This window comes from Listeria valentina, from assembly GCF_011800755.1.
Classification (GTDB): domain Bacteria; phylum Bacillota; class Bacilli; order Lactobacillales; family Listeriaceae; genus Listeria; species Listeria valentina.
In genome coordinates, this window is record NZ_JAATJW010000003.1 from 52,338 (window position 1) to 77,499 (window position 25,162).

Annotated in this window: 26 protein-coding genes and 1 pseudogene; 12 read left to right on the forward strand and 15 right to left on the reverse strand. The window is 43.1% G+C overall.

Annotated features, from left to right (window positions below; all coding sequences use genetic code 11):
- A complete protein-coding gene (locus tag HCK02_RS01480) occupies positions 1-312 on the forward strand; it encodes a PTS sugar transporter subunit IIA (protein WP_115753668.1) in 312 nt (103 codons plus the stop codon).
- Between the two features lie 54 nt (positions 313-366).
- Here the strand turns inward: HCK02_RS01480 and HCK02_RS01485 are convergent, their stop codons facing one another.
- The gene (locus HCK02_RS01485) at positions 367-1,362 is read right to left on the reverse strand and encodes a helix-turn-helix domain-containing protein (RefSeq protein WP_167628388.1); all 996 of its coding nucleotides are present in this window, start codon (positions 1,360-1,362) and stop codon (positions 367-369) included.
- 115 nt (positions 1,363-1,477) lie between these two features.
- On the opposite strand from HCK02_RS01485, the gene HCK02_RS01490 reads away from it, so the two are divergent.
- The 6 genes from HCK02_RS01490 to fucO all read left to right on the forward strand — a co-directional run bounded on the left by HCK02_RS01490 (position 1,478) and on the right by fucO (position 7,901).
- The gene (locus tag HCK02_RS01490; RefSeq protein WP_167628389.1) at positions 1,478-2,797 is read left to right on the forward strand and encodes an MFS transporter; all 1,320 of its coding nucleotides are present in this window, start codon (positions 1,478-1,480) and stop codon (positions 2,795-2,797) included.
- Positions 2,798-2,799: 2 nt separating this feature from the next.
- Positions 2,800-4,248 carry a rhamnulokinase gene (rhaB, locus tag HCK02_RS01495; RefSeq protein ID WP_167628431.1) on the forward strand — a complete coding sequence of 483 codons (1,449 nt, stop codon included), beginning with the start codon at positions 2,800-2,802 and terminating at the stop codon, positions 4,246-4,248.
- An 18-nt stretch (positions 4,249-4,266) separates the two neighbouring features.
- Positions 4,267-5,520 (forward strand): L-rhamnose isomerase, encoded by a 1,254-nt coding sequence (gene rhaA / locus HCK02_RS01500; protein WP_167628390.1) that lies wholly within the window; start codon positions 4,267-4,269, stop codon positions 5,518-5,520.
- A 12-nt stretch (positions 5,521-5,532) separates the two neighbouring features.
- The gene (gene rhaD / locus HCK02_RS01505; protein ID WP_425482828.1) at positions 5,533-6,354 is read left to right on the forward strand and encodes a rhamnulose-1-phosphate aldolase; all 822 of its coding nucleotides are present in this window, start codon (positions 5,533-5,535) and stop codon (positions 6,352-6,354) included.
- A gap of 5 nt (positions 6,355-6,359) precedes the next feature.
- Entirely contained in the window at positions 6,360-6,674 is a 315-nt protein-coding gene (rhaM, locus tag HCK02_RS01510) for an L-rhamnose mutarotase (RefSeq protein WP_167628392.1), read from the forward strand.
- 75 nt (positions 6,675-6,749) lie between these two features.
- Positions 6,750-7,901 (forward strand): lactaldehyde reductase, encoded by a 1,152-nt coding sequence (gene fucO / locus HCK02_RS01515; RefSeq protein ID WP_167628393.1) that lies wholly within the window; start codon positions 6,750-6,752, stop codon positions 7,899-7,901.
- Positions 7,902-7,971: 70 nt separating this feature from the next.
- On the opposite strand, the gene HCK02_RS01520 is transcribed toward fucO, so the two are convergent.
- Entirely contained in the window at positions 7,972-8,538 is a 567-nt protein-coding gene (locus HCK02_RS01520; protein WP_167628394.1) for a TetR/AcrR family transcriptional regulator, read from the reverse strand.
- Positions 8,539-8,790: 252 nt separating this feature from the next.
- Between HCK02_RS01520 and HCK02_RS01525 the strand changes: the two genes are divergently transcribed.
- The gene (locus tag HCK02_RS01525; protein WP_167628395.1) at positions 8,791-10,164 is read left to right on the forward strand and encodes a LysM peptidoglycan-binding domain-containing protein; all 1,374 of its coding nucleotides are present in this window, start codon (positions 8,791-8,793) and stop codon (positions 10,162-10,164) included.
- 59 nt (positions 10,165-10,223) lie between these two features.
- Here HCK02_RS01525 and HCK02_RS01530 read toward each other — a convergent pair whose 3' ends face one another.
- The 9 genes from HCK02_RS01530 to HCK02_RS01570 form a co-directional block, all read right to left on the reverse strand.
- Positions 10,224-11,252: a WxLIP family cell surface protein gene (locus tag HCK02_RS01530; RefSeq protein WP_167628396.1), complete on the reverse strand. Its 1,029-nt coding sequence runs from the start codon at positions 11,250-11,252 to the stop codon at positions 10,224-10,226.
- Positions 11,253-11,328: 76 nt separating this feature from the next.
- A complete protein-coding gene (locus HCK02_RS01535; protein ID WP_167628397.1) occupies positions 11,329-12,045 on the reverse strand; it encodes a WxL domain-containing protein in 717 nt (238 codons plus the stop codon).
- Positions 12,046-12,058: 13 nt separating this feature from the next.
- On the reverse strand, positions 12,059-12,787 hold the full coding sequence (locus HCK02_RS01540; protein ID WP_167628398.1) for a WxL domain-containing protein: 729 nt from the start codon (positions 12,785-12,787) through the stop codon (positions 12,059-12,061).
- 22 nt (positions 12,788-12,809) lie between these two features.
- A complete protein-coding gene (locus tag HCK02_RS01545) occupies positions 12,810-13,907 on the reverse strand; it encodes a WxL domain-containing protein (protein WP_167628399.1) in 1,098 nt (365 codons plus the stop codon).
- A gap of 14 nt (positions 13,908-13,921) precedes the next feature.
- Positions 13,922-17,149: a pectate lyase-like adhesive domain-containing protein gene (locus HCK02_RS01550; protein WP_167628400.1), complete on the reverse strand. Its 3,228-nt coding sequence runs from the start codon at positions 17,147-17,149 to the stop codon at positions 13,922-13,924.
- Positions 17,150-17,170: 21 nt separating this feature from the next.
- The gene (locus tag HCK02_RS01555) at positions 17,171-17,347 is read right to left on the reverse strand and encodes a hypothetical protein (protein ID WP_167628401.1); all 177 of its coding nucleotides are present in this window, start codon (positions 17,345-17,347) and stop codon (positions 17,171-17,173) included.
- Positions 17,348-17,726: 379 nt separating this feature from the next.
- The gene (locus tag HCK02_RS01560; protein WP_167628402.1) at positions 17,727-18,056 is read right to left on the reverse strand and encodes a cyclic-di-AMP receptor; all 330 of its coding nucleotides are present in this window, start codon (positions 18,054-18,056) and stop codon (positions 17,727-17,729) included.
- Positions 18,057-18,166: 110 nt separating this feature from the next.
- Positions 18,167-18,790 (reverse strand): dTMP kinase, encoded by a 624-nt coding sequence (tmk, locus tag HCK02_RS01565; RefSeq protein WP_167628403.1) that lies wholly within the window; start codon positions 18,788-18,790, stop codon positions 18,167-18,169.
- 41 nt (positions 18,791-18,831) lie between these two features.
- Entirely contained in the window at positions 18,832-20,208 is a 1,377-nt protein-coding gene (locus HCK02_RS01570) for an aminotransferase class I/II-fold pyridoxal phosphate-dependent enzyme (RefSeq protein WP_167628404.1), read from the reverse strand.
- Between the two features lie 150 nt (positions 20,209-20,358).
- Between HCK02_RS01570 and dhaK the strand changes: the two genes are divergently transcribed.
- The 4 genes from dhaK (at position 20,359) to HCK02_RS01590 (ending at position 23,304) form a co-directional block, all read left to right on the forward strand.
- The gene (dhaK, locus tag HCK02_RS01575; RefSeq protein ID WP_167628405.1) at positions 20,359-21,351 is read left to right on the forward strand and encodes a dihydroxyacetone kinase subunit DhaK; all 993 of its coding nucleotides are present in this window, start codon (positions 20,359-20,361) and stop codon (positions 21,349-21,351) included.
- A gap of 16 nt (positions 21,352-21,367) precedes the next feature.
- Positions 21,368-21,967: a dihydroxyacetone kinase subunit DhaL gene (dhaL, locus tag HCK02_RS01580; RefSeq protein WP_115753653.1), complete on the forward strand. Its 600-nt coding sequence runs from the start codon at positions 21,368-21,370 to the stop codon at positions 21,965-21,967.
- A 3-nt stretch (positions 21,968-21,970) separates the two neighbouring features.
- Entirely contained in the window at positions 21,971-22,342 is a 372-nt protein-coding gene (gene dhaM / locus HCK02_RS01585; protein ID WP_122865678.1) for a dihydroxyacetone kinase phosphoryl donor subunit DhaM, read from the forward strand.
- 113 nt (positions 22,343-22,455) lie between these two features.
- The gene (locus HCK02_RS01590; RefSeq protein ID WP_167628406.1) at positions 22,456-23,304 is read left to right on the forward strand and encodes an aldo/keto reductase; all 849 of its coding nucleotides are present in this window, start codon (positions 22,456-22,458) and stop codon (positions 23,302-23,304) included.
- 44 nt (positions 23,305-23,348) lie between these two features.
- On the opposite strand, the pseudogene HCK02_RS01595 reads toward HCK02_RS01590, so the two are convergent.
- The 4 genes and pseudogenes from HCK02_RS01595 to HCK02_RS01610 all read right to left on the reverse strand — a co-directional run bounded on the left by HCK02_RS01595 (position 23,349) and on the right by HCK02_RS01610 (position 25,156).
- Positions 23,349-23,742 (reverse strand): annotated as a pseudogene (locus tag HCK02_RS01595) (ASCH domain-containing protein).
- Between the two features lie 149 nt (positions 23,743-23,891).
- The gene (locus tag HCK02_RS01600; RefSeq protein ID WP_167628407.1) at positions 23,892-24,161 is read right to left on the reverse strand and encodes a YaaL family protein; all 270 of its coding nucleotides are present in this window, start codon (positions 24,159-24,161) and stop codon (positions 23,892-23,894) included.
- A gap of 22 nt (positions 24,162-24,183) precedes the next feature.
- Entirely contained in the window at positions 24,184-24,780 is a 597-nt protein-coding gene (gene recR / locus HCK02_RS01605) for a recombination mediator RecR (RefSeq protein ID WP_167628408.1), read from the reverse strand.
- 58 nt (positions 24,781-24,838) lie between these two features.
- Complete coding sequence (locus HCK02_RS01610) at positions 24,839-25,156, reverse strand: YbaB/EbfC family nucleoid-associated protein (RefSeq protein ID WP_115753649.1); 318 nt, start codon at positions 25,154-25,156, stop codon at positions 24,839-24,841.
- Positions 25,157-25,162 lie beyond the last annotated feature (6 nt).

Sequence of the window (25,162 nt, forward strand, 5' to 3'; positions counted from 1 at the left end):
ATGGATACAGAAAATCTAGAACAAACAATCATGGGACTCATTGTCAATGGCGGAAATGCGAAAAGTAATGCAATGCTTGCTATTCAAGCCGCTAAAGAAGGTAATTTCGAAGAAGCGGATAAGTATCTTGATGAAGCAGACAAAGCACTTCTTGAAGCTCACCATTCGCAAACAGCCCTTATCCAAGGTGAGGCGCGCGGTGAAAGAACGCCTGTATCATTATTATTAGTTCACGCGCAAGATCACTTGATGAACGGGATTACATTCAAAGACCTAGCAAAAGAAATCGTTGAATTGTATCGCGTACGTTAAAACCAAAAAGCCCGCTTAGTTCAGATTAGCTGAACTAAGCGGGCTTTTTTGTGTTTATTTTACTCCTCCACTTGTATTCCGCTTTTCAAGTGGTAACATGCCATAACGATTCTTATAAAGCGCGTAAAAATAAGTTTTGTTTTGAAAACCAACTTGTTCAATGACTTCGCTAATTGGCAAACTCGTTGATTCAATCAAAAGATCTGCCGCAAGTAACTTTTGCTTGTTCACAAGCTCAGTAAACGTTTTTCCCGTTTTTTGTTTGATTACATTGCTTAAATAATTTTTATTATACCCGAGCGCTTCTGCTGCGCCACTTAGAGTTAGTTCGCGATACTCTTTTTCGATTAACTGCAGCGTGTTTAAAGCAATATTATTCGTTTCCGAATATAAATTTTTCACTTCATCTGATAAATACGTATCGCACTTCCGCACCAGTTCAGTAAATAATATCGGCAAATAAAGCGTTATTATTTTTGTTGAAAACTCTTCATCTAAAAAATATTCTACAATAATTTGTTCCAAAACTCGTTTAATATGTGGGATATTGGCGCTTTTAAAGATAATATATTTTTTCATTCGTTGGCCGTCCACCGCTGAGTTTAACAAAAAGTCATAAACTAAACTATTTTTCTTTTTAATCCCCGTGAGCCACTCCAAATTAATGTTTTGATCGCGGAAAAGAATGTTGATCAAAATATCATTTTCTCCCGTCGCTTTGATCGAGTGATGACAGCCAATATCGAGTAGCAGTAACTCCCCCTCTTGCAAAGTTTCTTCCTTCCCTTCAATCACCTGCTTACACTCACCACGCAACATGTAATTTAGTTCCAAAAACTGGTGCGAATGCGCCGGATAATCCGCAAATCGGTTGTGCTTGCTCACATAAATATCCTTATTGCGAAAAAAATATTCATTTAACAAATTCATCGTGCCATTTTTCTCAGAAAAAGAATTTTTCGGGTAATCCATCGAAAATTGCCCGGTTTCTTTTTGCCGTTTTTCCTTGGCGTTTAAACGATATAGCTGCTTTTCAACACGTTCTTCCATAGAATCTCCACCTGTATATTTGATACTATTATCATAACTCTTCGATATTGTAAGCGCAACCATTTAATCATATATTATAAGTAAGCGCTTAACAAAATACGTAGGAGGGTTAATTGTGAGTAGTGTTGCAAATGGTAGTAGTAAAAAAGGAACTATCGCAGTATCATTAACGAATTATCTAGACTCAGGTTGTATTGTTGCAGGTGCTAGTGGGCTTACTTTATGGGCACAACAATTTGGACTTAGCAGTTTTGCCGTTGGACTTTTAGGAGCGGTCAGCGCAAATGCGTTTGGATCCGCTTTCGGCGCCCTTATCGGTGGGCATTTGTCCGATAAATATGGTCGTAAATTCATCTATACTTATAACATGTTAGTTTACATTCTCGGCGTTGCCATCATCATGTTTTCGATGAACTTCGCCATGCTTTTAGCAGGATTTTTAATCACCGGCCTCTCAGTCGGCGCGGGCGTTCCCGCTTCTTGGACTTATATTTCTGAAATGGCAGACCCTAAAACTCGGGCAAGAAACATCGGAATTTCCCAGTTCGCCTGGTCTTGCGGTCCAGCCATCATTTTCACCCTTGGCATTTTACTTTCACCACTTGGTCTTCTTGGAAACCGCTTACTTTTCTTATCTCTTTTGATCGTTGCGGTTGTGGCTTGGAATTTACAACGCAAACTCGATGAATCGAAAGACTGGGAAGCGGAGCAAGCGAAAATAAAAGCATCCGGAGCAAAACCTGCTCATCCAATAAAAAACGCTTTTTCAAACTTAGTGAACATCAAATCGATTTTATTCCTTGTTGGAGTTTACATGTTCTGGAACCTTGTTGCCGGGGCAATGGGCTTCTTCATGCCATTCGTTTATGAAACCGTTGGCGGACTGACTAACACACAAGCCAACCTGCTACAAGCGGTACTTTGGATTCTAACAGCTGCTGGAACATATTTCGGCTTCGCCAAACTTGGCGACCGCGTAAGCCATCGCCTTTTATTCTTTGTTGGCGCAGCAATGGCAGTTGCTTCTTGGGTCGTCCTTACTTATGTGGGTATGAGCTGGCTTGGACTTTGGACATTCGTTGTTCTTTGGGGCATTTCTGCCGGAATCGGCGCGCAAGCTTTTTATGCACTTTGGTCAACGGAACTCTTCCCAACTCAATATCGTGGCGGGGTTCAAGGAATCATGTTCTTCCTCGTTCGCGGTAGTGCAGGAATTTGGTCGATTATTTTCCCTGTGATCCTTGCAAATCTCGGTTTCACAGTTGCAGGAACCATTATGATCGGACTTCTTATAGTTTCCCTTCTAATTGGTGTTATTTGGACGCCAAATACGCGCGGACGAAAACTTGATGAAATTACAGAAGAACGTTATGGAAATTTAGAGCCTAACCTTGTAAAAAAAGAAGCGGCAGGCATTTTAAAGGATAGTGAATGATGATGAAAAACTATGTTGCCATTGACATTGGGGCATCAAGTGGGCGACTCCTACTTGGAAATATTCGAGACGGAAAATTGGAACTAAGCGAAATCCATCGTTTTAAAAATGGCTTTACTTTCCGCGACGGGCATGACCGCTGGGATATTGACTCGCTGATTCGCGAAATTTTTGCTGGTCTTGAAAAAGTGAAACAAATGGGGATTTCCTCGTGCACGCTTGGAATCGACACGTGGGGCGTAGATTACGTCCTCGTCGATTCGGCGGGAAACAAACTTGGCGACCCGGTAAGCTACCGCGACAGTCGAACGACGGGCAAAATTAGCGAGCTAACAAGTGAATACCCGAAAGATTATATTTACAAGAAAACGGGGATTCAATTTCTCGAATTAAACACACTTTATCAGCTTTATGTGGAGGACAAGGATTTAATTGCGGCAGCAGACAAAATTCTACTGATTCCAGACTACATTGGATTCGTCTTGACCGGCAAGCAAGTTGCCGAAACCACCAATTCATCGACAACGCAGATGCTCAATTTGCGGGAGCAGTTGTTTGATTCGGACTTGCTAGAACACCTCGGGATTGACCCGTGCAAATTTGCGGAGCTTCGTGATGCCGGAACGTATCTTGGCAAACTGAAGCCCGAATGGCATGAAAAATTCGACTTGCCGGATACGGATGTCATCACGGTCGCGACTCACGATACGGCTTCGGCGGTTGTCGGGACACCCGCCGAAGATGAAAATTGGGCTTTCTTAAGTAGCGGCACTTGGTCACTTCTTGGGATGGAGCTACGGACGCCTGTTACAAGTGAACTTGCCTTTCAGGAAAACTATACAAATGAATGGGGTGCCTATGGCACGTATCGCTTCTTAAAAAACATCATGGGGCTTTGGATCGTGCAGGAAATTGCGCGCCAAACGGATTATAAGTATAGCTTTGCCGAGATGGCACAACTGGCCGAAAAAGAAGAATTCTTTACGTCCATCATTGATGTGAATGACGAGCGGTTCAACAATCCAGATAACATGATCGAGGAAATTCAAGCTTACTGCCGGGAAACGGGGCAGCCGGTTCCGGAATCAATCGGGGAACTAACCAATTGTGTTTACGGGAGTTTGGCACTTTGTTATGCGCAGGCTCTTCAAAAAATGAAAGAAATTACTTCGAAGGAAATTAATGCTCTTTATATCGTCGGCGGTGGAAGCAACGTCAAGACGCTCAATCAGCTTACAGCGAATTTAGCTGGCATTAAGGTCTATGCCGGACCTCAAGAGGCAACAGCAATTGGGAACTTAAGTGTTCAACTAATTACAGAAGGCGAAATCGGGAGCGTGCAGGATGCACGCGATTTAATCCGCGAGTCTTTTGAAATAAAAGAATTTATTCCAGAACAAATGCAGGAAACGAAGGCGCTTGAAAGCTACGCGGCGCTGATTCGGAACTAATCGAAGGAGGCTTTTATAATGAGTGAAGTAGAAAAACGTTATTCGGCGGCAAAAGAACGCTATGCAGCAATCGGAGTGGACACAGACGAGGCGCTGAAAAAATTACAGGATGTTAAAATTTCGATGCACTGCTGGCAAGGCGATGATGTGAAGGGCTTTTTGAACCCCGGTGGCGAATTAACGGGCGGCATCATGGCAACGGGAAATTATCCAGGAGCAGCACATACGCCGGAACAACTTCGTTCGGACTTAGAAAAAGCGTTTGCGATGATCCCAGGGAAACACAAGGTGAACTTGCATGCGATTTATGTGGATACGGATGAAAAAGTAGATCTCAATACGATCGAACCAAAACATTACACAAAATGGGTAGACTGGGCAAAGGAACAAGGATTGGGACTTGATTTCAACCCAACTTTCTTCTCGCACCCGATGTTCAAGGATAATTACACACTTGCGTCTCCCGACAAAGAAGTGCGTGATTTTTGGGTTGAGCACGGCAAGCGCTCCCGGAAAATCGCGGAATACTTCGGAAAAGAACTCGGCCAAACTTGTATCAATAATTTCTGGATGCCAGACGGAATGAAAGATAACCCGATCGACCGCTTGTCTCCTCGCAAACGCTTGATGGAAGCGCTCGATGAAATTTTTGAAGAAAAACTAGATGAAAACTATACGCAAGAAGCGGTAGAAAGCAAATTGTTCGGACTGGGTGCAGAAGCCTACACAGTTGGCTCCCACGAATTTTATATGGGCTACGGCTTGACTCGTGACAAACTGATTTGCTTAGATGCAGGCCATTTCCACCCTACTGAATTTATCTCGAACAAGCTTTCTTCACTAGCACTGTTTTCTAAAGGCGTTATGTTGCATGTAAGCCGCCCTGTTCGCTGGGATAGCGACCACGTGGTCTTAATGGATGACGAATTAACTGAAATTGGCCGCGAACTGGTTCGTAACGATTTGCTACCAATCACAAATATCGGACTCGATTTCTTTGATGCAACGATTAACCGTGTTGCTGCTTGGGTTGTCGGTACGCGAAACACACAAAAAGCGCTTCTTAAAGCTTTCCTTGAACCAACCGATGATTTGAAGAAAATGGAGCTTGAAAATGACTTCACAACGCGGATGGTATTCACGGAAGAGTTGAAAGACTTCCCATTTGGCGACATTTGGAACAAGTTCTGTGAACAAAATGGGGTTCCGATTGGTCTCGACTGGCTAAAAGAAGTTCGCGAATATGAAAAAAATGTACTTTTAAATAGATAGGAGTCCTTTTTGATGGAAAATATAGAAAATGCCCCTTTTCTTCGGGAAATGATTGAAACTACTTCAAATTTGTATCGCTTAGGTTGGGATGAAAGAAATGGCGGCAACATTAGCTACCTCTTAGAAGAAAGCGAAATTACGCCTTATCTTGATCCCGCTAATGTGCTTCGATTGATACCGATGGACTTTGACGGAAAAGCCCTCGCTGGGAAGTATTTTCTTGTCACAGGTTCTGGAAAATATTTTAAAAATGTGGCAAATGCGCCGGCGGAAAACTTGGGAATTATCCGGATCGCGGCTGATGGCGCTGGCGTCGAGGTGCTGTGGGGTTATACGGACGGCGGAACGCCAACAAGCGAACTCCCTTCTCACTTGATGAGTCATATTGCTCGGCTTACTGTGAATCCCAAAAATCGGATTGTGATGCATTGTCACGCGACGCATTTACTGGCTATGACGTTCACGCATGAACTGGATGAGCGCCTCTTTACACGGACGCTTTGGCAAATGTGTACGGAATGCCTCGTTGTCTTCCCAGAAGGTGTCGGGATCGTTCCTTGGCTAATTCCGGGAACCAACGAAATTGGGATTGCAACTTCGGAAAAAATGAAGGAAACGCGGCTCGTTGTTTGGCCACATCACGGCATTTATGGTGCTGGAGAAACAATGGATGAAACATTTGGCTTGATCGAAACGGCTGAAAAAGCAGCACAAGTATATACGATTGTTTGTGCGCAAGGTGGGGCCAAGCAAACGATTACTGATGACGAGCTAGCTCAGCTAGGCGCAAGATTTGGTGTTACCCCAAAAGTTGGCTATTTGAAGGAGGATTAACTCACATGGAACGGATCGCTTCAATTATGTATTTATACGAAGGTCAGCAAGAGGAATATAAAAAGCGGCACGATGAACTTTGGCCTGAGATGGAGCAAGCTTTAAAGGAACATGGTGCATCGAATTACTCCATCTTCTTAGATCCTACAACAGATATTTTATTCGCTTATCTGGAAGTTGCCGATAAGGCAGCTTATGATAAAATCGCGGAAACTGAGATTTGCAAAAAATGGTGGGCATATATGGCTCCCATCATGAAATCTAACGAAGATAACAGTCCCGTCTCAAAGGACTTGGTGCAAGTTTTCTACCTTGCCTAGCGAATTGGAGCTGCTCGCTTGCAGCTCCAATTCTATACTATTTATTGTGAAACGATTAACAAAGGAGCTGTTAATATGGTAAACCGAATGATTTTAAATGAAACTTCTTATTTTGGTAAAGGTGCGATTTCCAAAATTGCAGAGGAAGTGGAAAAACGTGCTTTTCAAAAAGGTCTGATTGTAACAGACCAAGGAATTGTGAAGTCGGGACTTCTAGATAAAATTACGACGATTTTAGAGCAAAATCAATTGGATTTTGAGGTATTTGATGGGATTAAACCGAATCCTTCTATGAAAGATGTGACGGAAGGGGTTCATAAGCTTAAGGCCTCTGCCGCGGATTATATTTTGGCAGTGGGCGGAGGCTCCCCTATCGATACGGCGAAGGCAATAGGCATTATCCACACAAATCCCCAACACGCTGACATTTTGAGCCTTGAGGGGGAACCGAGGACGAAAAACCCCAGCTTGCCGATTCTTGCAGTCCCAACGACTTCAGGAACTGCAGCCGAGGTTACAATCAACTACGTCATCACTGATACGGCGAATAATCGGAAATTTGTTTGCGTAGATCCGCATGACATCCCGGTTTGCGCATTTGTCGACAGCGATATGATGCTCGGAATGCCAAAAGGACTTGCGGCGGCAACAGGGATGGATGCTTTGACTCATGCAATTGAAGGTTATATCACAAAGGGCGCTTGGGCACTCACTGATGCGCTTCATTTAAAGGCAATTGAAATTATCAGCCACGCGCTTGAAGCATCTGTTTCTGGTAGCGAAAAGGCGCGCGAAGAAATGGCACTCGGACAATACATGGCGGGAATGGGATTCTCAAATGTAGGGCTTGGACTCGTTCACGGCATGGCTCACCCATTAAGTGCTTGGTACGATGTGCCACATGGCGTTGCTTGTGCTTCGCTTCTTCCGATTGTGATGGATTACAATAAAGCGGAAACGGGCGAAAAATACCGGGATATTGCAATCGCGATGGGTGTTCCTAATGCAGCAGCCCTTCCACTTAAAGAAGTCCGTGAAAAAGCGGTAACAGCGGTGAAAAACCTTGGAATTGCGGTAGGGATACCACAAACCATAAGTGAACTGGGCGTTCAGGAAGCAGATCTTAAGTCCATTGCAAGTGATGCGTTAAAAGATGTTTGCACAGGCGGGAACCCGCGGGAAGCCTCTCTCCACGACATTTTGACGCTTTACAAGGCCCTACTTTAACTTATCTTTTAGTCCCACAAAATCGAAAAAGCCAAAACCCTGCTTTCTTGCCGGATTTTGGCTTTTCTTTTTAATGAATGATTTTTTGAAGGACGTTCGCGAGCATTTCGGCATCAATTGAAATTTTGGGTGGTCGTTCGTAAATATCATCATTGACACGCTCCACCATCGTGAGCAGAATCACGCTATTCAGTACGAGTGAAACCATTTCAGACTGCTCTTTTCTCCCTTTTTGGTCCATAAAATTTTTCATTTTAGTATCTACTTTTTCATATAAATATTCAACAATCGTTGGATTAATAAATTCCATATCCTTGCTGCCAATTTCCTTCACAGAAATCACCATGAAGGAGCGGTGCTGATCGTAAAGTTTAAAAATAAATTGGCTTACTTCACGCAAGAAAATTTCGCTATCTGTGACTTCTTTTGCAAAAAAATTATCAATTTCTTGTTTCATTGCTTCAAACTGAAATTCAAGCGTCATGTGAATCAAATTTTCTTTGCTTTTGAATTTCTTGAAAATCGTCGCTTCATTGATTCCTGCAGCTTCCGCAAGCTGCCTCGTTGTTGAACCTTTGATTCCATTTTTGGCAACCATTTCTAAAGTGGCTTCCATAATCGATTCATTTGTAATCACAAATTTGCTCCTCTCACTGCCTAAAGCAAGTACTTACTTAACTAGAGTATAGCAGAGCCTTACAAAATGTTCAAGCTACTTATTTTTTGACCTTGTAGAGGCTTACATTTCAATAAATGTGACAACTTTTTGTATATCTATCAATTGAAACTGAATTGTAATCTTTTTTGGATGGTTATCAGGCTAAAAACGTGCGATAATAAAAAGGATGACAAAAGTCTGTAAATTATTGAATAATAGAGGTGAGCATTCATGAACGTAAGTAGAAAAGAGAGAATTGAAGCCGCTAAACTCCAAGAAAAGGATCAACACAAAAAAGACGCGCTGAAAAAAGGCGTGGCATTAGCTGGTTTCACAGCTGCAGCAAGTTCCGTTATCGTTCCTGCCTATGCAACAACAGTTAGCGCTGATGAAGTGGCAGCAAACAATCAAGATAAGGGAGTACATACACCTGCAGCAGAAGCTCCAACATCGCAACAAAATGTAGAAGCAGCATCAGTGGCACAACCACTAGCAAGCTATTCCGCTTCTGCAACTTACAGCAACATTCAAAAAACGACAATGCGTTCCACTGCAACGGTCCAAGGTTTTATCAACCAAGTTAGCGGCAGTGCATCGCAAATTGCGTCCCAAAACGACTTGTATGCTTCCGTTATGATGGCACAAGCTATTTTAGAAAGTGCCTACGGAACGAGCATGCTAGGTTCGGCACCAAACTATAACTTATTTGGTATCAAAGGCTCTTACAATGGTCAATCCGTCTTAAAACAAACGATGGAAGATGACGGCAAAGGAAATCTTTACCCCGTAAATGCTTATTTCCGCAAATACCCTTCTTACCATCAATCACTTGAAGATTATGCCCGTGTTATCAAAGGCGGCCCATCGTGGAACCCCAATTATTATGCAGGCGCATGGAAGAGCAATACCAATTCATACCTAGATGCAACAAAAGCGCTGACTGGTACATACGCAACAGATACAAGCTACAGTGTAAAACTCAATAACTTGATTAAAACGTATAACCTCACGCAGTTTGACACACCAGGAAGTGGAAATGCGGGCTCTTCAGCGGATGTCTTTTACACGGTTAAGAAAGGTGATACTTTGTGGCGTATTGCAACACGTCATAGTATTTCCGTTGCGGCACTAAAATCCATGAACAACTTAAAATCAAACACGATTTACGTAAACCAAAAACTAATCGTGAAAAAAGGAACAGTGGTCGCACCACCAGCTCAAGGTGGCTCAAATCTTGGAAATTCAAATGCAGGCGGCGGTTCTTCTGCTCCCGCAAAAACTTATAAAGTGAGCTCTGGCGATACTTTGTGGCGTATTTCGAACAAATTTGGTGTTTCTGTGGCCAACCTAAAAAGTTGGAATGGCTTAAAATCTGATGTTATCCATGTTGGACAAGTCTTGAAAGTTTCAGCTGGAACAAATGGAAATGTGAGCGCACCAAAACCTGGCAACAATAACGCTCAAGCTTCTTACTACACCGTGAAAAAAGGGGATACTCTTTGGAGCTTGGCATCCAAAAATAAAACTTCTGTTGCTCAAATTAAATCGCTAAATAAATTATCTTCCAACACTATCTATGTTGGTCAAAAATTACGCGTAAAATAAGTGTTAAAATAAGCCGAGTAAAGCCTTTCCGCTTTGCTCGGCTTATTTATGATCATCTATTACTCCTCTTCCTTTTTCTTGCGTGATTTTCTGCCTAATAAATACACGCCGATCAGAAGAAGAAGGACAAGAATCACGCCGCCAATCACATACCACATCGTGTAGTCACGTTCCAGTTCGACTGCTTGGTCGTTCCACTTGGCTGCTTCATCCCGTTTGATTTCGAAGTTTTTCGTAAACGTCCATTTCTTCCCGCTGCCCCATGCTGTTAAATGAAGCGTATACTTGCCGGTTTTAAATTCCTGATTATTCCAGTTGATTCCATAATTAAAATTGGAATTAGGTGCAATCCGCATGTTTTCTTTCTTTTCTCGAAATAAAACCTGATCCCTGCCATGCTTTGTCACCTTCGCATCCACTTTAAAATCTTGGATAATCACGGGTTTTGTATTTTGTAAATTCGCCTTTAGTACGTTGCGGTAATTAATTTGAGAAGGGTTGATCGCATTCAGTTTTAAATCGGGTTGAACCGCTTTTTTCGTTTCCACTAGCCGCACGCCAATCACGTATGCATAGCGGTTTTCAATTTGTACATTTTCATCCTTCTTCGTTTTTTGTTTCTGGCTTTCTTGTTCCTTAAAGTGTAAGCCCCCAAGTACAATCCCATCAAAGGATTTCTTCGGCATCGTCACCTTAATTTTCACCGTTTTTTGTCCGTGTGCGGGAATCGTTGTTGTCTGTTCCACATCCGCAAGCTTCGAAAACGGATATTTCAACGTTTGATCGAGCTTGGGATTCGCTTGACTGTAATCCACAATCCCATTGTCATTTGTAATCGCCGTATTCGCATGATTTTCAATCGTGATGGCTTTGTTTTTCGCATTCGTCAAAACCACACTTAGTTCCTGCACTTGCCCCGGCTTCATCTCTAAATCAAAATAAGTTTTTGTTTTATCCACTTGATTCGCTGGAAGAATCGTATTCACCGAAAAGCCCATTGAGCTTTCCGCTTTTGCCCCGGTTGGACCGCTAAACAGTAAAAAGCTGCCTACCAGTAAAAAGGAAATAATCCACCATTTTTTCTTCATTTTTCAAAACTCCTTCCACTTCATAAACAACTTGCGGAATGCTTTTTCACACTCCGCAAGTGTCTATCAGCTTCTTTTAAGGCGCCGAACTTAGCGTCCATGTTAGCGTAGACGTATAAGTCTCGTCCGCCAGTTTCACCGTCTCAGCCGGCACACGAAGTGTAATCTTCGTATTTTGCGCATCCGCGCTACCTGCCGCGTCACCAAACGCCGCCGTCCAAACCGACATGCCTTCACCCGCCGCAGCCGCCACTAAAAGCTGTGGACTAGAACCAACGGTAAGGCTTGATGTCACTTTGCTGGGCGTATATTTTGAGTCCAACTTGGAACGCAAAGTGGTCCCTGAAAGCGTAAGATCTGCTCCTTTAAGCTCCGCGCCCGAAATGGTTTTAAATGGCGTTCCGCTCACTTCCAGATTCCAGCCTGCGTTAAGACCTGTGTTGTCCGTCACCTGCACAAATTGCGGGACGTAAAGCGTCGTGCCATCCGAAGTTCGCTTCACTGTCGAAAACGGTGGATGATACTCCATATCCTTCCCGAAAATTTTCTGTTTTCCGAATGAAATTCGCGAAACAAAATCAATCCGAAGTGCGCCAGTTGTTGGCGTCACCGGATCCGTTGGCGTCACTTCTTCGCCCGGGTTGGTTGGATTAACTGGAGGCGTCGTGCCATCCACATCAGCCGTGAATTGAACGCTAGAATCGCTTACTGCTGCGTAAGTTGCCTGCGCACCCAGAAAAATGGTTATTCCGAGAACGATTAACAGCGAGAAACCTTTCCCCGTTTTCATCATTTTCACCCTCTAATCAAGCTGGTGTATCTGCAAGTGTCCAAGTTAGTGTTGTTGAATATTTGCCTTCGATCTTAGCAGTATCCCCAGGAACGGATAGCGAGATACTTTTCGCTGCTTCTGTCACATCCGCACCAAATGTATCAAACCAAGTCCCCATCCCTTGATTAGCTTGTGCAACGATTGCATCAGCAGAAGTTGTGCCATCTGGGTTAAGTGTGATTTCGCTCGCTGTTGGTGTGTTTGTATCTGTTTTCTTACTTGACTTCAATGTTGGATTGATTAATTTAAGTTTAGCTCCAGTTAGTTCACTTGATCCATTTTTAAATTGTGCATCTTGTACAACAGTAAGCTTCCAACCTGCATTCGAACCACGGTTATCTGTAATTTGAACAAAGTTTGGTTTTTCATTGATGTCCCCAGTTTCTGTGTCTTTTAACTTATCTAAAGATGCATAATAAACTTCATCATTCCCAGAAATCTTTTGTGTTCCAAAATGGATTGTCGAAACATAATCGATGCTTAGTGGTCCACTTGTTGGCGGTGTGACCTCAGGATCAGTTGGTTCGACTGGCTTATCTGTATCTGGATCTTTCGGGCCACTTGGATCTGTATTCTTTTCAAAAGTGACATCTCCTTTGGAAGTCGTTGAACCACCATCAACTGCAAAAGCAGTATAACCTGTTCCGGATACCCCTAAAATAGTAACGAGTCCTAGTGCTGTGATTTTCAATGTTTTATTCATGTTTTTCTTCTCCTTTTTTGGTTTAATAGGGTGAATCTATCATTTCCCAAGTTAACGTAGTCCGGTAATGACCAGCTTGTTTTTTCGCTTCCTTGGGGAGGATGACCTGAATACTTTTTTTTGCTTGTTCTGTACTGCTTCCAAAAGTGTTGAGCCACGTGCCTGCACCAGTTCCTACCGGGGCAGCAATGACATCGCTAGCACTTTTACCACTAGCATCTAACACGATTTTTTCAAAATTCCGCGGTGCTTTTTTGTTCGTCGCACTTTTTAATACGCTGTTTAAAAGAACCATTTCGGCACCTTCTAAAACAGTCTGATCACTTCTTAATTGACCATTTTGTTTCACTGTCAGCCGGTATCCACCTAAAGTTCCGCGATTATCTGTCACTTGGACATAATTCGCAACTTTTTTAGAAGCACCACTTGCAAGTACTTTCACAGGTGTTAAGGCTGCATAATAAGTTTCCGTTCGACCTGTGATTTCATGAGAACCAAACTGAATGTTTGATGCAAAATCGATACTAAGTGGTCCCGGTGTTCCCGGATTTGCTGGCGGAACTGTTTCAGGCACAATTTCCTCACCAGGATGATCTGGATCCACCGGTTTTGTTCCTCCGGCGTTTTTAGTGTAAGTCAGATCTGCTTTCGATTTTGTCGTCGAACTCCAATCCGCTGAATAAACTAAGGTTTCCGGTGAAAATACAGTTAAGCAAAGTACACCTAGTAGAAAATAAATGAATTTCTTGCGCAGCCGTTGATTCTTTCGGGTAGCAAGTAAATAAATACCGAGGCCGCCTAGCAGAAGCATTCCACTTAAAACGCTCCACCAATCAGAAACATCTCCTGTATGTGGTAAGAGTCCTGATTGATTTACAGATGCATCTTTCCCAGAAAATACTTTTCCAGAACTAGCCGTATCTGGCTTAACAGGATGACTTGTGTTTTCCTTCTTATCCGGAACCACTGGCGGATTTTTACTATCTGCTGGCTCTTTTGGCTGCTCGCCAGTAAGTGTAAGTCCAACATCTGATTCATAACTTGCTGCAGAAACCGCAAACGGTGTGAAGCTTAACAATACGACCAACGAAAGCAGACAAAACACTAAATATTTTTTCATCGTTAGCCTCCTCTTTATGGTGTATTTTCAAGTGTCCAAACAATTTTTGTTTGATACACTTTACCGCTTCGAATATTTCCCGGGAAAAGATCGAGCATCAAGCCCGCATTTCCTGTTGGATTTAAATTAACTTCCGTCAAACCTTCACTGGCAGTTTCTTGGTTGAAAACCGGTGTTGTTCCTTGCTCATTGATCGGTTCATATTTGACTGTTCCATCTGCAGCTTTCATTGCAATCACTAAGCTGTCTGGTAGTTCATCTGCTTCGTTCGTTTTAAATGGTGCCTCGAGCATCGCCGTGAGTTGCCAACCCGAAGGATCAGACCGATCATCATTTACAACAACCTTCGCTTCATTTTCTGGTTTCAATTGTTGCTCATACGAACGAATTTGCTGCGTTCCAAATTGGATTGTGTTCGGAATTTCGGAAATACTTAGCGTTCCCGGTGTCACGATCGCTGTAATTGTTTTCTCCGCATCTTTCACCTTAATTTTTATGGTGTAAGTTCCTGCTGCTCTCGTGAAGCCTCCTCGATCTGCAACCGTAATCTCGGCTGACAAATCAGCTCCATCTGGAATCCCCCAAGCCTTTGCTTTCGCTTGATTAATAATGAACGCATCCCAGTCTGCTTCCGAAGCTGGCACTTGCTTTTCCTTCACAACAAAGTCACTCGCTTGAATCATTGCTTGTTCCGCAACCGTTGTGTCGCCATCTTTCACAAAAACCGGAACAGCAATGACCGCGTGGTTCCCTGCTTTATCCACGATCGTCACTTCAGCCGTTGAACTACCAACTGCAGTTAAGTCAGGAACCTTGGTGATTGCATACGTCAAATTATCGTCCCCTACACCTGCATTATCTTGCACATTTGTGACAAGAGACTTAGCGTCTGTCGTGAACGCCTTGTTGAGATTAACAATTTGTTTCACCGCTTCCGCGCTTGGCGGAGTCGTATCTTGAACGACCTTAGTATCTGATTGCTCACTTTTGTTTCCTGCCGCATCCGCTGAAATCGCATAATAGCCCACATAAGGTGTGAGAGGCTTATCCGAATCAGCAAGCACAAGTTCGTAATTTCCCGAAGCATCTGCATTCACCGACCCAAGAACCGCCTTATCTGATGCCCGGTAAATAGTGACAAGACTATTTGCTTCTGCTTTCCCAGTCAGACTGGCATCAACATCTTTAATGGTATTCAAGCTGGGCTTATCTGGCGCCGTTTCATCAGCTACAACGGTTGATGCTGTAGCATCTTTGCCATCCAAATATGCGTAAGCTGAAACCGTGTTTCCTGCCGTTAAATAATTGCCTTCTGGAAGTACATAAACAAATTCACCTGTCGCCGAATCTGCTTTAATATGATATTTCTTTGTATCCGACTCTGCTTGTGCAGTAATCGTCCCCTCTGGAATTGCGCTATCTCCAGATAGTAAAACCCATGCTCCCGGATTAGCAACGCCTCGAATAACATGGCTATTCGTATTCGCTGAATTATCTGAAAGCGGGTCAAGTGAAACTTGTACATCCGCAATGTGTTCAAACAAGACACGTTTAAAATTTTGCGTCCGATAATTTGCTTCAAAATCTACGGCGTTTGCATTCACAATACTATTACCTGTTGCAGAGGTTACATTGGCTCCCGTGTATTTAACCTGCATATCGTACATTGGAAACCAATCATAAGTAGGTGCGTCATTTCCGGCATCTACTGCTGTCCAGGCCTTAACTCGTTGAATGGATGCACTAAATGTCCCACTTGTCATGTAAATGACTCGCGTATTCGCATTCGTGTTTCGTCTAGCATCCAAATCAATTTCGCCTGCATCTACAAAATTAAAGGTTGATGTTGTACCAATGGATATTAAATTTTTTGCACCTGAACCATCTGATGAAAGTTTAAACACACCTTTCTTCCCGATGACAAACGAACTGTTACTGCCTGTTTTCACTAGACTTCCCGTACCAGTGCCTTGATTATTTGCTATAATCGTCAAGGATGCTCCATCCGCAACATTAAACTCTGCTCCAGTTCCAACGTTAATCGGATTCTTTTTATACGCATCTGTAAACGGGCCATTCATATCTAGGTTCAGCGTTGCCCCATCGTGAACCAATAGTTTCGCATTACTTCCAAGTGCGATCCCACCACGAGTTGAATCCTTTGGTGTCGTTATGTTTACTTTTGCATTTTTAGCAATGTCCACATTTCCGTTTGCTTGGATGGTCGTCCATTCCCCCTCACCAGTAAGACCGTTTCCTCCTCCAGTTAGGTTAAGTTCAGCGCCTTCTTGAATTGTTGCTGTTCCTATTGCACCACCTGTTCCGAGCATCAAAACAGTCGCATTTTCGGTGCTTCCTGTGTATTTCGAACCTGCTTCGAATGTAATGTTAGTTACTTCTAAATTGGTCTGGTTAGCTTGGGTCTTATATTCCACATTATCAAATGGACTGATATACTGATTGACTGATTTATTAACTACTGTGCCACCGACGAAAAAGTCTGCTTGGTAAGAAGCTGTGAACTGAGCACCAGTATAGTTCAAATTCTGAATTGAAAATGTAGAGGCTGCTCCAATAGTTCCCGTCAAGCGGATCGGGCCCCAGTAGTTTTGTCCATACATATCTAAATCCCGCACTTGAACATTGACTTTTTTAGATGCAAAACTCATCAGGTAGCCTCGTCTTCTAAAATCCACTTTAACTCCTGGATTTGCCCCGCGGACAATCAAGTCCCGAGCAGGGATTGTCTGATTGGATTCACCGCCAACAGTGCTTGAAAACTGTGTAAATGCAAAGTCATTCATGATAACTACTTCTGTAATCGCTGCATCCATCATCGCCGCATCCATTTCAGTTGCACTGGTGACATATGCAGTCGAATCAGCTCTAGCAGTCGCCATTTTAGGCTGAATTAGCATACTTGTTTTAGTCAAGGTGCCTGGCAGTTCTTGTTGCTTCGGCGTAAAATCCGTTTCTGCTTTTTTATCAACAACCACGAAACTCAGTGAATTAGAATATACAGTTTTTTGTTCTTGTTGTTTTTTGACTACCAAATTATAGGTGCCAGCTTTTGCAGATTTCATGAAAAGTTGAACTTTATTTTCTTTAAAAGCCTTTGCTGGAATCGTTATTTTTTCATTTTTCTCATCAAACTGAATCATTTGATTTTCATGCTGCGTTTTTTGATCCATAAAAACAAGGTTTTTCGGAAGTACTAAGGTTAATAGATCACCTTCCGCCAAACCCTCATCGCTGACTGTTAATTAAAACATTTCGTCTGTAAAAGCATAGTCTTTTTCTGCAGAAAGTGTAATTTTCTTCGATGCATAGGCATGATCCAAGAAACCACCAATTCCATTTACACCAAGCGGTAGCACTAAACCAAAAATCAAAGCTAAGCAACCAATTACAAAATAATGAAATCTTCTCCGTTTACCCAAAATCTCACCTCGTTTCTGCAATGTGATTTTGCTTACCCTTTTTTATCGACAAGTCCAAGACGACAATTTTCAATAGCATCAAAATAAACCGAATCTTCAGTTTAAAACACCAAAAAATATCCCAAAAAAAAAGAAAATTGTTAGGTTATCTGACTGGAATTGACTTGTGAATTGTGAAAAGAAATAACATAAATTTATTTCTTGTAAGCAATTTCATTATATCATGAGCCATTCTTTAAAAAAGTAAATTATTATACATTTAATCGGAGATTTTTCTCTGAAATATGTCGAAACGTTCACAAAAATAGGACTTGACATCACAATTTTAGTCATTGTTCTGCCAAGTCCTTTTCTTAAAGAAAGATACAAAGTAACGTTTTTAGAAATGATGGAAGCTTTCAACTGGCATCACGAAAACCGTTGCTCCGCCTACTTGCACTTCAATCGGGTACGGAACGTAAGTGTCCACCGTTACGCCAAACGAAGCCGAAGGAGTCATCATTTGCTCCCGTGCTTTACAGTTGTCCCGGATGATGTCAAGTGCGTCCTCCACACGATCATCCTCAACCCCGATTAGGAAGGTTGTATTCCCAGCTTTCAAAAAGCCACCAGTTGTTGCCAGTTTAGTTGCCCCAAATTTATTTTCCGTTAACGCATCGGAAAGGCGGTTGCTATCTTGATCCTGTACAATTGCAAAAATCAACTTCATCAATATCATCCCCTTAAAAAAGTAAAAATACCTTTTTTCTATTATATCAAAACTTCAAGCGAGACTTTACTAATTTGCATGCCTCTTGCTTCATTTAGTTCCATCTCATGTCACCTGATCGTTTTTAAAATATCCGCCAAAATCGCATCCGTGATTTCATCAGGTGAACCAGTACCATCGATTCGAACAAAGCGATCTGGAAACAATTTGATAATTTCCTCATAACCTTGTTGCACCTTGCTATGGAAGGCAATATCTTCCTGATCTAGGCGATTAATCTCGCGACCCTTATTCGCAGCAATCCGCGCCAAGCCAATCTCTGCCGGCACATCAAAATAATACGTCTTATCAGGAAACGTGTCTTCGATCGCAAACAAATTGATGTCAAGAACCTCCTGAATTCCAATTGAACGTCCCGCACCTTGATACGCGAGCGAACTATCGACAAAGCGATCACAAAGCACATGTTTCCCACTCTCAAGCGCTGGACGAATCGTTTCCACCACATGTTGCCGCCGCGCTCCCGCAATGAGTAGCGCTTCCGTCCGCGGGTCCATTTCCTCATTTCCAATCCCGAGCACAATATTTCGCACCTTCTCAGAAATCCGACTTCCTCCCGGTTCGCGTGTTTTAATAAAATCGAGCTTCGCCGCACGCATCTTTTCTTCAAGCAATGCCGCTGCCGTTGTTTTCCCCGAGCCGTCCGGTCCCTCGAGACTGATAAAAATCGCCATTTATTTCCTCTCCTTCAAGCAAATTTCACCCCCTGATTATATCACAAAAAAACCTCGATGAATCCCTCTTTCAACCTTTTTCCCCCGTGAAAATGTCTGCCACGTACTTGCTTCAAATAGGTGATTTGCCTTTCCGACAACTTTTCTCCGCGCAGAACGCCAGGAATCCCCGGTGGATAGAGCGCCACATTTTCTGCCGCGACGGCTCCCGCCGCTTCATCCAGAGGTAAAAATGCTGTCTCCAAATTAGCCATCTGCTGATACGGGACCCAAAGTCGGCTCACATCTGGAACCGCCAAATCTAGCATCCGAGATTCCCCTTGGTGGGCGTCGCCTTCCTCCCATTTTATTCGCCCAAACGGCGTAAAATCCATGCCTTTATTCAAAAGTGGTAAAATCAAAAGCACTTGCTTAGCATCCGCAAGCTCGGGATAGAATCCAGCTTGCTCCAACCGTTCCGCGATTCGATAGCCAGAAAAGCCCTTTTTCCGCACAATCAATTTCAGCGGATCATCCGGACAAACCACTTCAAGCTCTTGCTTCTCCAAAAATCGCAGCCATTTTGCGCGCATCTTCCAAAACGCCTTAAAATCCTCATCCGAATAAAGCTCCACATAGCGCCGTGCCACATCCAAAGAAGCCATCACCATATAAGACGGACTGCTCGACTGCACCATCTCAAGATAGCGCCGCACATCTAGTTTATCCGTATTCACATGCAAAAAAGCCCCCATCGTAAGTGCCGGAAGCGTCTTATGAGCGGACTGCACAACCACATCTGCCCCAGCCCGAAGTGCTTCCCTTGGAAACTCATCACTCGCAATAAAATGAGCGCCGTGTGCCTCATCCACAAGCGCAAGCGCCCCGTAACGATGAGCCACCGCCACAATCCGATCTAGCTGAAAAACCGCCCCATAATAATTCGGATAGGTAACGATAACGGCACGCACATCCGGATTCGCATCCAAAACTTGCTCCAGCAGCACTGGATCAAGTCCGGCCGCCGTCCCAGTCACCGCATCTTTTTTCGGCTCAATAAAAATTGGATCCGCACCAGCCAGTTCAAGCGCATGAATCACCGACTTATGTACATCCCGCGCCACAACCGCCGAATCACCATGCCGAAGTGCAGCAAGAATCATCGCAAGATTCCCGCTCGTCGATCCGCCGACTAAAAAGAAGCTCTCCCGCGCCCCGTAAGCATCCCGAAGTAACTCCTCCGACTTCAAGATGACACTTTCAGGATGATGCAAATCATCCATGCCACTAATTTCCGTCAAGTCATACTTCAAAATTTCTTGCCAATCCCCGCCGTACAAGGCACCATTTTTATGTCCCGGAACGTGAAGTGAAACTGGGTTTTTTTTAATATGTTGTTCGATCGCCTGAAGAAGTGGTGTTTCCTCTTGGTTTATCATCAGAAGCCCCCCTTTTTTCATGCCCTTATTGTATCACTTCCGAACCTTTAAAACGAATATTGTAAGCAATTTCAAAAATTACGTTTCATCCCTCTTTTTCTAGGGAATTTTCAAGTGTAAAAACATCTTTTCAAGGAGGAGTTAGGGCTGATGAAAAAAATAATCAATGGTACAGATCAAGTCGTTGAACAAATGGTGGAAGGCCTCGCAAAGTCACATCCAGATCTGATCGAACGTATTTCTGATACACGAGTTCTTGCACGTATTGATAAACGGCCCGGAAAAGTCGGTCTCGTAAGCGGAGGCGGATCTGGCCACGAACCTGCACATGCTGGTTATGTTGGACAGGGAATGCTTTCTGCAGCCGTTTGCGGCGATGTTTTCACTTCACCAACGCCGGACCAAATTTACGAAGGAATCAAAGCTGCCGATCAAGGCAAAGGTGTGCTCTTAATCGTCAAAAATTACACAGGCGACGTGATGAATTTTGATATGGCGAAAGAACTTGCGGAAGGCGATGATATCAAGGTCGACCAAGTGATCGTTGATGATGATATCGCCGTTGAGGACAGCACTTTTACAACTGGGCGCCGCGGCGTAGCTGGAACCGTTTTAGTACACAAAATCGTCGGTGCTGCCGCAGAAGCTGGAGCGAGCCTTTCCGAACTGAAAGCGCTTGGCGAAAAAGTAATTCGTTCTATTAAAACAATTGGTGTGGCGCTTTCGCCTTGTACCGTGCCAGAAGTTGGTCACCCCGGATTCGAACTGGGCGCAGATGAAATCGAACTTGGAATCGGCATCCACGGGGAACCAGGATTTAGCCGCGAGAAGATTATGCCGTCGCATGACCTCGCCAAGCAACTACTTGCCCGGATCGACAAGGAGCATCAATTTGCTTCTGATGACAAAGTTGTGGTTCTTGTAAACGGAATGGGTGCAACGCCGCTCATGGAACAATATATCTTTTCAAATGATGTCCATGAATTACTAGGCGAAAAAGGAGTAACTATCCAAAAAACCATCGTCGGAGACTACATGACGTCGCTTGAAATGGCTGGTTTATCGCTCACTGTTTTAAAACTTGAAGATGAAAAATGGCTTGAACTACTTGATTTCCCTGTACAAACGATCGCATGGAAATAATGGAGGAGGATTAAGGATGGCTTTAGATAAAGAATGGGCAATTCAATTTTTAGATGATTTTGCAGATCGCGTTATCGAAAATAAACAATTACTAAGTGACTTGGACCAAGCGATCGGCGATGGTGACCACGGAGTAAATATGGCGCGGGGCCTTACGGAACTGAAAAAGGCTTTTTCAGAAAAAACGCCCGCTACTTTAAAAGATGTATTTAAGACGACCGCGATGACGCTTCTCAGCAAAGTCGGCGGCGCTTCCGGCCCGTTATATGGCTCTGCTTTTTTGAATATGAGTAAAAAAATAGACTCGGATACACTCACAAAAGATCAGCTTCCCGATATTTTCGAAGCTGGTCTTGAAGGAATTGAAAACAGAGGGAAATCTCATGCTGGTGAAAAAACGATGATTGATGTTTGGGAACCTTCGATCAATGCAATGCGTCAAGATGAGTTCACGAGCGACGCCATCGAAGCGGCTCTTCAAAAGACTAAAGATATGAAAGCAACAAAAGGTCGGGCATCTTATCTCGGCGAGCGTTCCATTGGGCATCTCGATCCCGGCGCTTATTCTTCCAGCCTGCTGTTCCAAGCATTATTAAAATCGGAAGGAGCGGAATGACCTATGAAAGAGTATGGCATTGTGATTATTTCCCATTCAAAGGATGTAGCAAAAGGGGTTTCAGATATTATCAGCCAAGTGGCAGCTGATGTTTCAATTACTTATTCAGGCGGCACAGATGATGGCGGCATTGGAACGAGTTTTGACAAGGTAAACGAAGCCTTCGAAAAAAATTCTGCTGAAAAAGTGTACGCTTTTTACGATCTTGGTAGCGCGAAGATGAATATTGAAACGGTCATGGAACTTTCAGATAAGGAAATTATTCTTTTCAATGCGCCAATATTAGAAGGTGCTTATGCGACGGCAGCACAAGTTCAAATGGACGAGAAGCCGGAAGTCATCAAAGAAAATTTAAAATCCATCGAAATCAAATAGTGGAAGTAATACCGGCGAAGCCTGTTTCACGTGAAACAGGCTTCGCCTTTTCTCGTGCAAGATTTTTCGTTTTTTGGTATCCTGAAATGGAGAACGGAGTGGAGGGGAAATAAATGAAATCTTTTACGGATAAAGTACGTTTAAACAATGGCGTTCTCATGCCACATCATGGTTTTGGCGCCTATAAACTAGTTGATGAGAACGAACTACATCGCTCACTTGAAGCGGCTGTACTAGCGGGTTATCGCTTATTTGATACTGCTCAGTTTTATCACAACGAGAAATATATTGGTGATTTTTTCCGCTCCTCAAACTTGAATCGAGAAGACTATTTTATTACAACAAAGGTTTGGAATACAGAACAAGGCTATGATAAAACTTTAAAGGCTTTCGAGAACTCGCTTAAACGCTTAAAGGTGGATTATATCGACCTTTACCTCGTACACTGGCCAAAAATTGAGCCTTTTTTTGAAACGTGGAAAGCCTTGGAGCGACTTTACGATAAAGGCTTAATTCGCGCAATTGGTGTTTCTAATTTTGAAGCGCATCACCTTGACCGCTTGATGACAAAAGCCAATGTGCTTCCTGCCGTTGACCAGCTGGAAACACATCCTTACTTCCCGAATCACTTACTCCATCGTTATTTAGAAGAGTTGGGTATTGTCCACCAAGCGTGGAGTCCACTTGGCCGGGGCGTTGCTTTAAAAGAACCGGCACTCAAGAAAATCGGGAAAAAATACGGCAAAACGCCGGCACAAATCGTCCTCCGCTGGCACGTTCAAAATGATGTCAGTGTCATTCCAAAATCAGAAAACCCTGACCGAATCCGCGAAAATGCTGATATCTATGATTTCGAACTTTCCCGCGAAGAAATGCTAATCATTCAAAAACTCAATCGCGGAGAACGTGTTAGCCATGCGCCAGATGTCGTTTACGTCCGCACAGAACCCGAAGAATTTTGAGTTAAAAAAGAGCTTCGTTGCAGGATTTGCAACGAAGCTCTTTTTTATGATTGATTTGGATTGGCATCCACAACTTCGAACGTCTGGCATACTAGAATCAAGTCCGGTCTGAACGTTATCCCGTACTGTTCCAACTCCCATGTAAAGAATTTTTCGTGTTCCGTGTACCAATAATTATAAGTCAAGTCTCCCTCTCCTTCTGATAAAGCAAAGGCTTCCGATACTTCCATTCATTGGTACTTCCTCAATCGCCGTATACTTAATGATCGCTACTGGGAATTCATCACCATTTAATACAATATCGTATTGTCCAACAACTGGCATCGCTTCATTTTCAAGGTCATAAACTACTTTAGCCGCGCATGTTCCCGTTTTTTTACCAGCAAGAACTAAATCCGCTAGCTCATCTCCCATTTTCTTGCTTCCATCTCCAAACATCCAGTAATCTGGCACTTGTAGATTTAAATTATGTTCATTTGCATATTTTAACCAGTAATTCTCAATTTCCCGGTTCAAAGCAAACACTCCCTTTTAAAAATTTAGAGGGCTGCTAGGTAAACCTAACAACCCTCTATACAGATAATTTCTTATTTCCTACCGCTAATTTGGCGGTACCTAGCTTCCTTAAACAAATAAAAGTATTTCATTTCTGCTTTTTTCACTTCAAATTCAAGTCTCGGATCGTAGCCAAAGCTTCGATCTAACAGCTCCCGTTCTTTTTGCCATTTTTCCTGTGTGACTTCAATTAGTTCGAGCAGATATTCATCATAACTTTTGTGAAGCTTGCCAATCCGCGTTTTTCTTTTCCGTTTGGCTTGTCGTTTGTTGCCACTGTGCGTTCTGCTTCTAGATTCCATCGTCAATCACCTCTATTGTCCGTTAAACTTCCCGTCTACCTTCAAGAGCCTTGGATAGTGTCACTTCATCTGCATATTCTAAATCGCCCCCAACTGGTAAACCATGGGCAATACGCGTTACTTTAATTCCGCTTGGTTTCACAAGACGTGAAATATACATCGCAGTCGCTTCCCCTTCAACATTGGGATTCGTAGCGAGAATCACTTCTTCGACTTCTTCATTTTGAAGCCGCTTGATCAAATCAGCAATATTAATATCTTCCGGGCCCACTCCATCCATCGGCGAAATCGTACCATGCAAAACATGATAAAGCCCATTATAGTCTCGCATTTTTTCCATCGCAATCACATCGCGTGGCTCTTCAACCACACAAATGACGCTCCGGTCGCGACTCGTATCCGAACAGATATAGCACGGATCTTGGTCCGTAATGTGTCCACAAACAGAACAAAATGTTAAGTTTCGTTTGGCGTCAACAAGTGCCTTTGCGAAGTTAAAGACATCATCTTCTTTCATGTCCAAAACAAAAAAAGCTAAACGTGCCGCGGATTTTGGACCAATCCCTGGAAGCTTCATAAAACTATCAATTAATTTTGTTATTGGTTCAGGGTAATGCATCTGCATCGCTCACTTTCAAAAAAGCAGGCAGGACGAGCTTTGTCCTGCCGCCGTAAACTTATAGCCCAGGAATGTTCATTCCTTGCGTGAATTTGCCCATTTTTTGTGAAGTCGTTTCTTCGAGTTGCTTAAGCGCATCATTTGTTGCTGCTAGAACTAAATCTTGTAGCATTTCTACGTCTTCAGGATCAACCACTTCTTCTTTAATAACTACATCAAGCACTTCGCGTTTTCCGCTTACTTTAACGGAAACCATTTCGCCTCCAGCTGTTCCAGTGAACTCAGAAGCTTCTAATTCTGCTTGTGCTTTCGCCATTTCTTTTTGCATTTTCTGCATTTGTTTCATCATACCTTGCATATTACCCATTCCACGCATAAAATA

What these genes read in the sequence shown, in the direction of transcription:
- HCK02_RS01610 (WP_115753649.1), bottom strand. Translation starts at nt 25,156, where the DNA reads ATGCGTGGAATGGGTAATATGCAAGGTATGATGAAACAAATGCAGAAA.
- HCK02_RS01535 (WP_167628397.1), bottom strand. Translation starts at nt 12,045, where the DNA reads ATGATGAAAACGGGGAAAGGTTTCTCGCTGTTAATCGTTCTCGGAATA.
- HCK02_RS01570 (WP_167628404.1), bottom strand. Translation starts at nt 20,208, where the DNA reads ATGATAAACCAAGAGGAAACACCACTTCTTCAGGCGATCGAACAACAT.
- rhaD (WP_425482828.1), top strand. Translation starts at nt 5,533, where the DNA reads ATGGAAAATATAGAAAATGCCCCTTTTCTTCGGGAAATGATTGAAACT.
- rhaA (WP_167628390.1), top strand. Translation starts at nt 4,267, where the DNA reads ATGAGTGAAGTAGAAAAACGTTATTCGGCGGCAAAAGAACGCTATGCA.
- recR (WP_167628408.1), bottom strand. Translation starts at nt 24,780, where the DNA reads ATGCATTACCCTGAACCAATAACAAAATTAATTGATAGTTTTATGAAG.
- fucO (WP_167628393.1), top strand. Translation starts at nt 6,750, where the DNA reads ATGGTAAACCGAATGATTTTAAATGAAACTTCTTATTTTGGTAAAGGT.
- HCK02_RS01485 (WP_167628388.1), bottom strand. Translation starts at nt 1,362, where the DNA reads ATGGAAGAACGTGTTGAAAAGCAGCTATATCGTTTAAACGCCAAGGAA.
- HCK02_RS01600 (WP_167628407.1), bottom strand. Translation starts at nt 24,161, where the DNA reads ATGGAATCTAGAAGCAGAACGCACAGTGGCAACAAACGACAAGCCAAA.
- HCK02_RS01530 (WP_167628396.1), bottom strand. Translation starts at nt 11,252, where the DNA reads ATGAAGAAAAAATGGTGGATTATTTCCTTTTTACTGGTAGGCAGCTTT.
- dhaK (WP_167628405.1), top strand. Translation starts at nt 20,359, where the DNA reads ATGAAAAAAATAATCAATGGTACAGATCAAGTCGTTGAACAAATGGTG.
- HCK02_RS01545 (WP_167628399.1), bottom strand. Translation starts at nt 13,907, where the DNA reads ATGAAAAAATATTTAGTGTTTTGTCTGCTTTCGTTGGTCGTATTGTTA.
- HCK02_RS01560 (WP_167628402.1), bottom strand. Translation starts at nt 18,056, where the DNA reads ATGAAGTTGATTTTTGCAATTGTACAGGATCAAGATAGCAACCGCCTT.
- rhaB (WP_167628431.1), top strand. Translation starts at nt 2,800, where the DNA reads ATGAAAAACTATGTTGCCATTGACATTGGGGCATCAAGTGGGCGACTC.
- rhaM (WP_167628392.1), top strand. Translation starts at nt 6,360, where the DNA reads ATGGAACGGATCGCTTCAATTATGTATTTATACGAAGGTCAGCAAGAG.
- tmk (WP_167628403.1), bottom strand. Translation starts at nt 18,790, where the DNA reads ATGGCGATTTTTATCAGTCTCGAGGGACCGGACGGCTCGGGGAAAACA.
- HCK02_RS01590 (WP_167628406.1), top strand. Translation starts at nt 22,456, where the DNA reads ATGAAATCTTTTACGGATAAAGTACGTTTAAACAATGGCGTTCTCATG.
- HCK02_RS01480 (WP_115753668.1), top strand. Translation starts at nt 1, where the DNA reads ATGGATACAGAAAATCTAGAACAAACAATCATGGGACTCATTGTCAAT.
- HCK02_RS01540 (WP_167628398.1), bottom strand. Translation starts at nt 12,787, where the DNA reads ATGAATAAAACATTGAAAATCACAGCACTAGGACTCGTTACTATTTTA.
- HCK02_RS01525 (WP_167628395.1), top strand. Translation starts at nt 8,791, where the DNA reads ATGAACGTAAGTAGAAAAGAGAGAATTGAAGCCGCTAAACTCCAAGAA.
- dhaM (WP_122865678.1), top strand. Translation starts at nt 21,971, where the DNA reads ATGAAAGAGTATGGCATTGTGATTATTTCCCATTCAAAGGATGTAGCA.
- dhaL (WP_115753653.1), top strand. Translation starts at nt 21,368, where the DNA reads ATGGCTTTAGATAAAGAATGGGCAATTCAATTTTTAGATGATTTTGCA.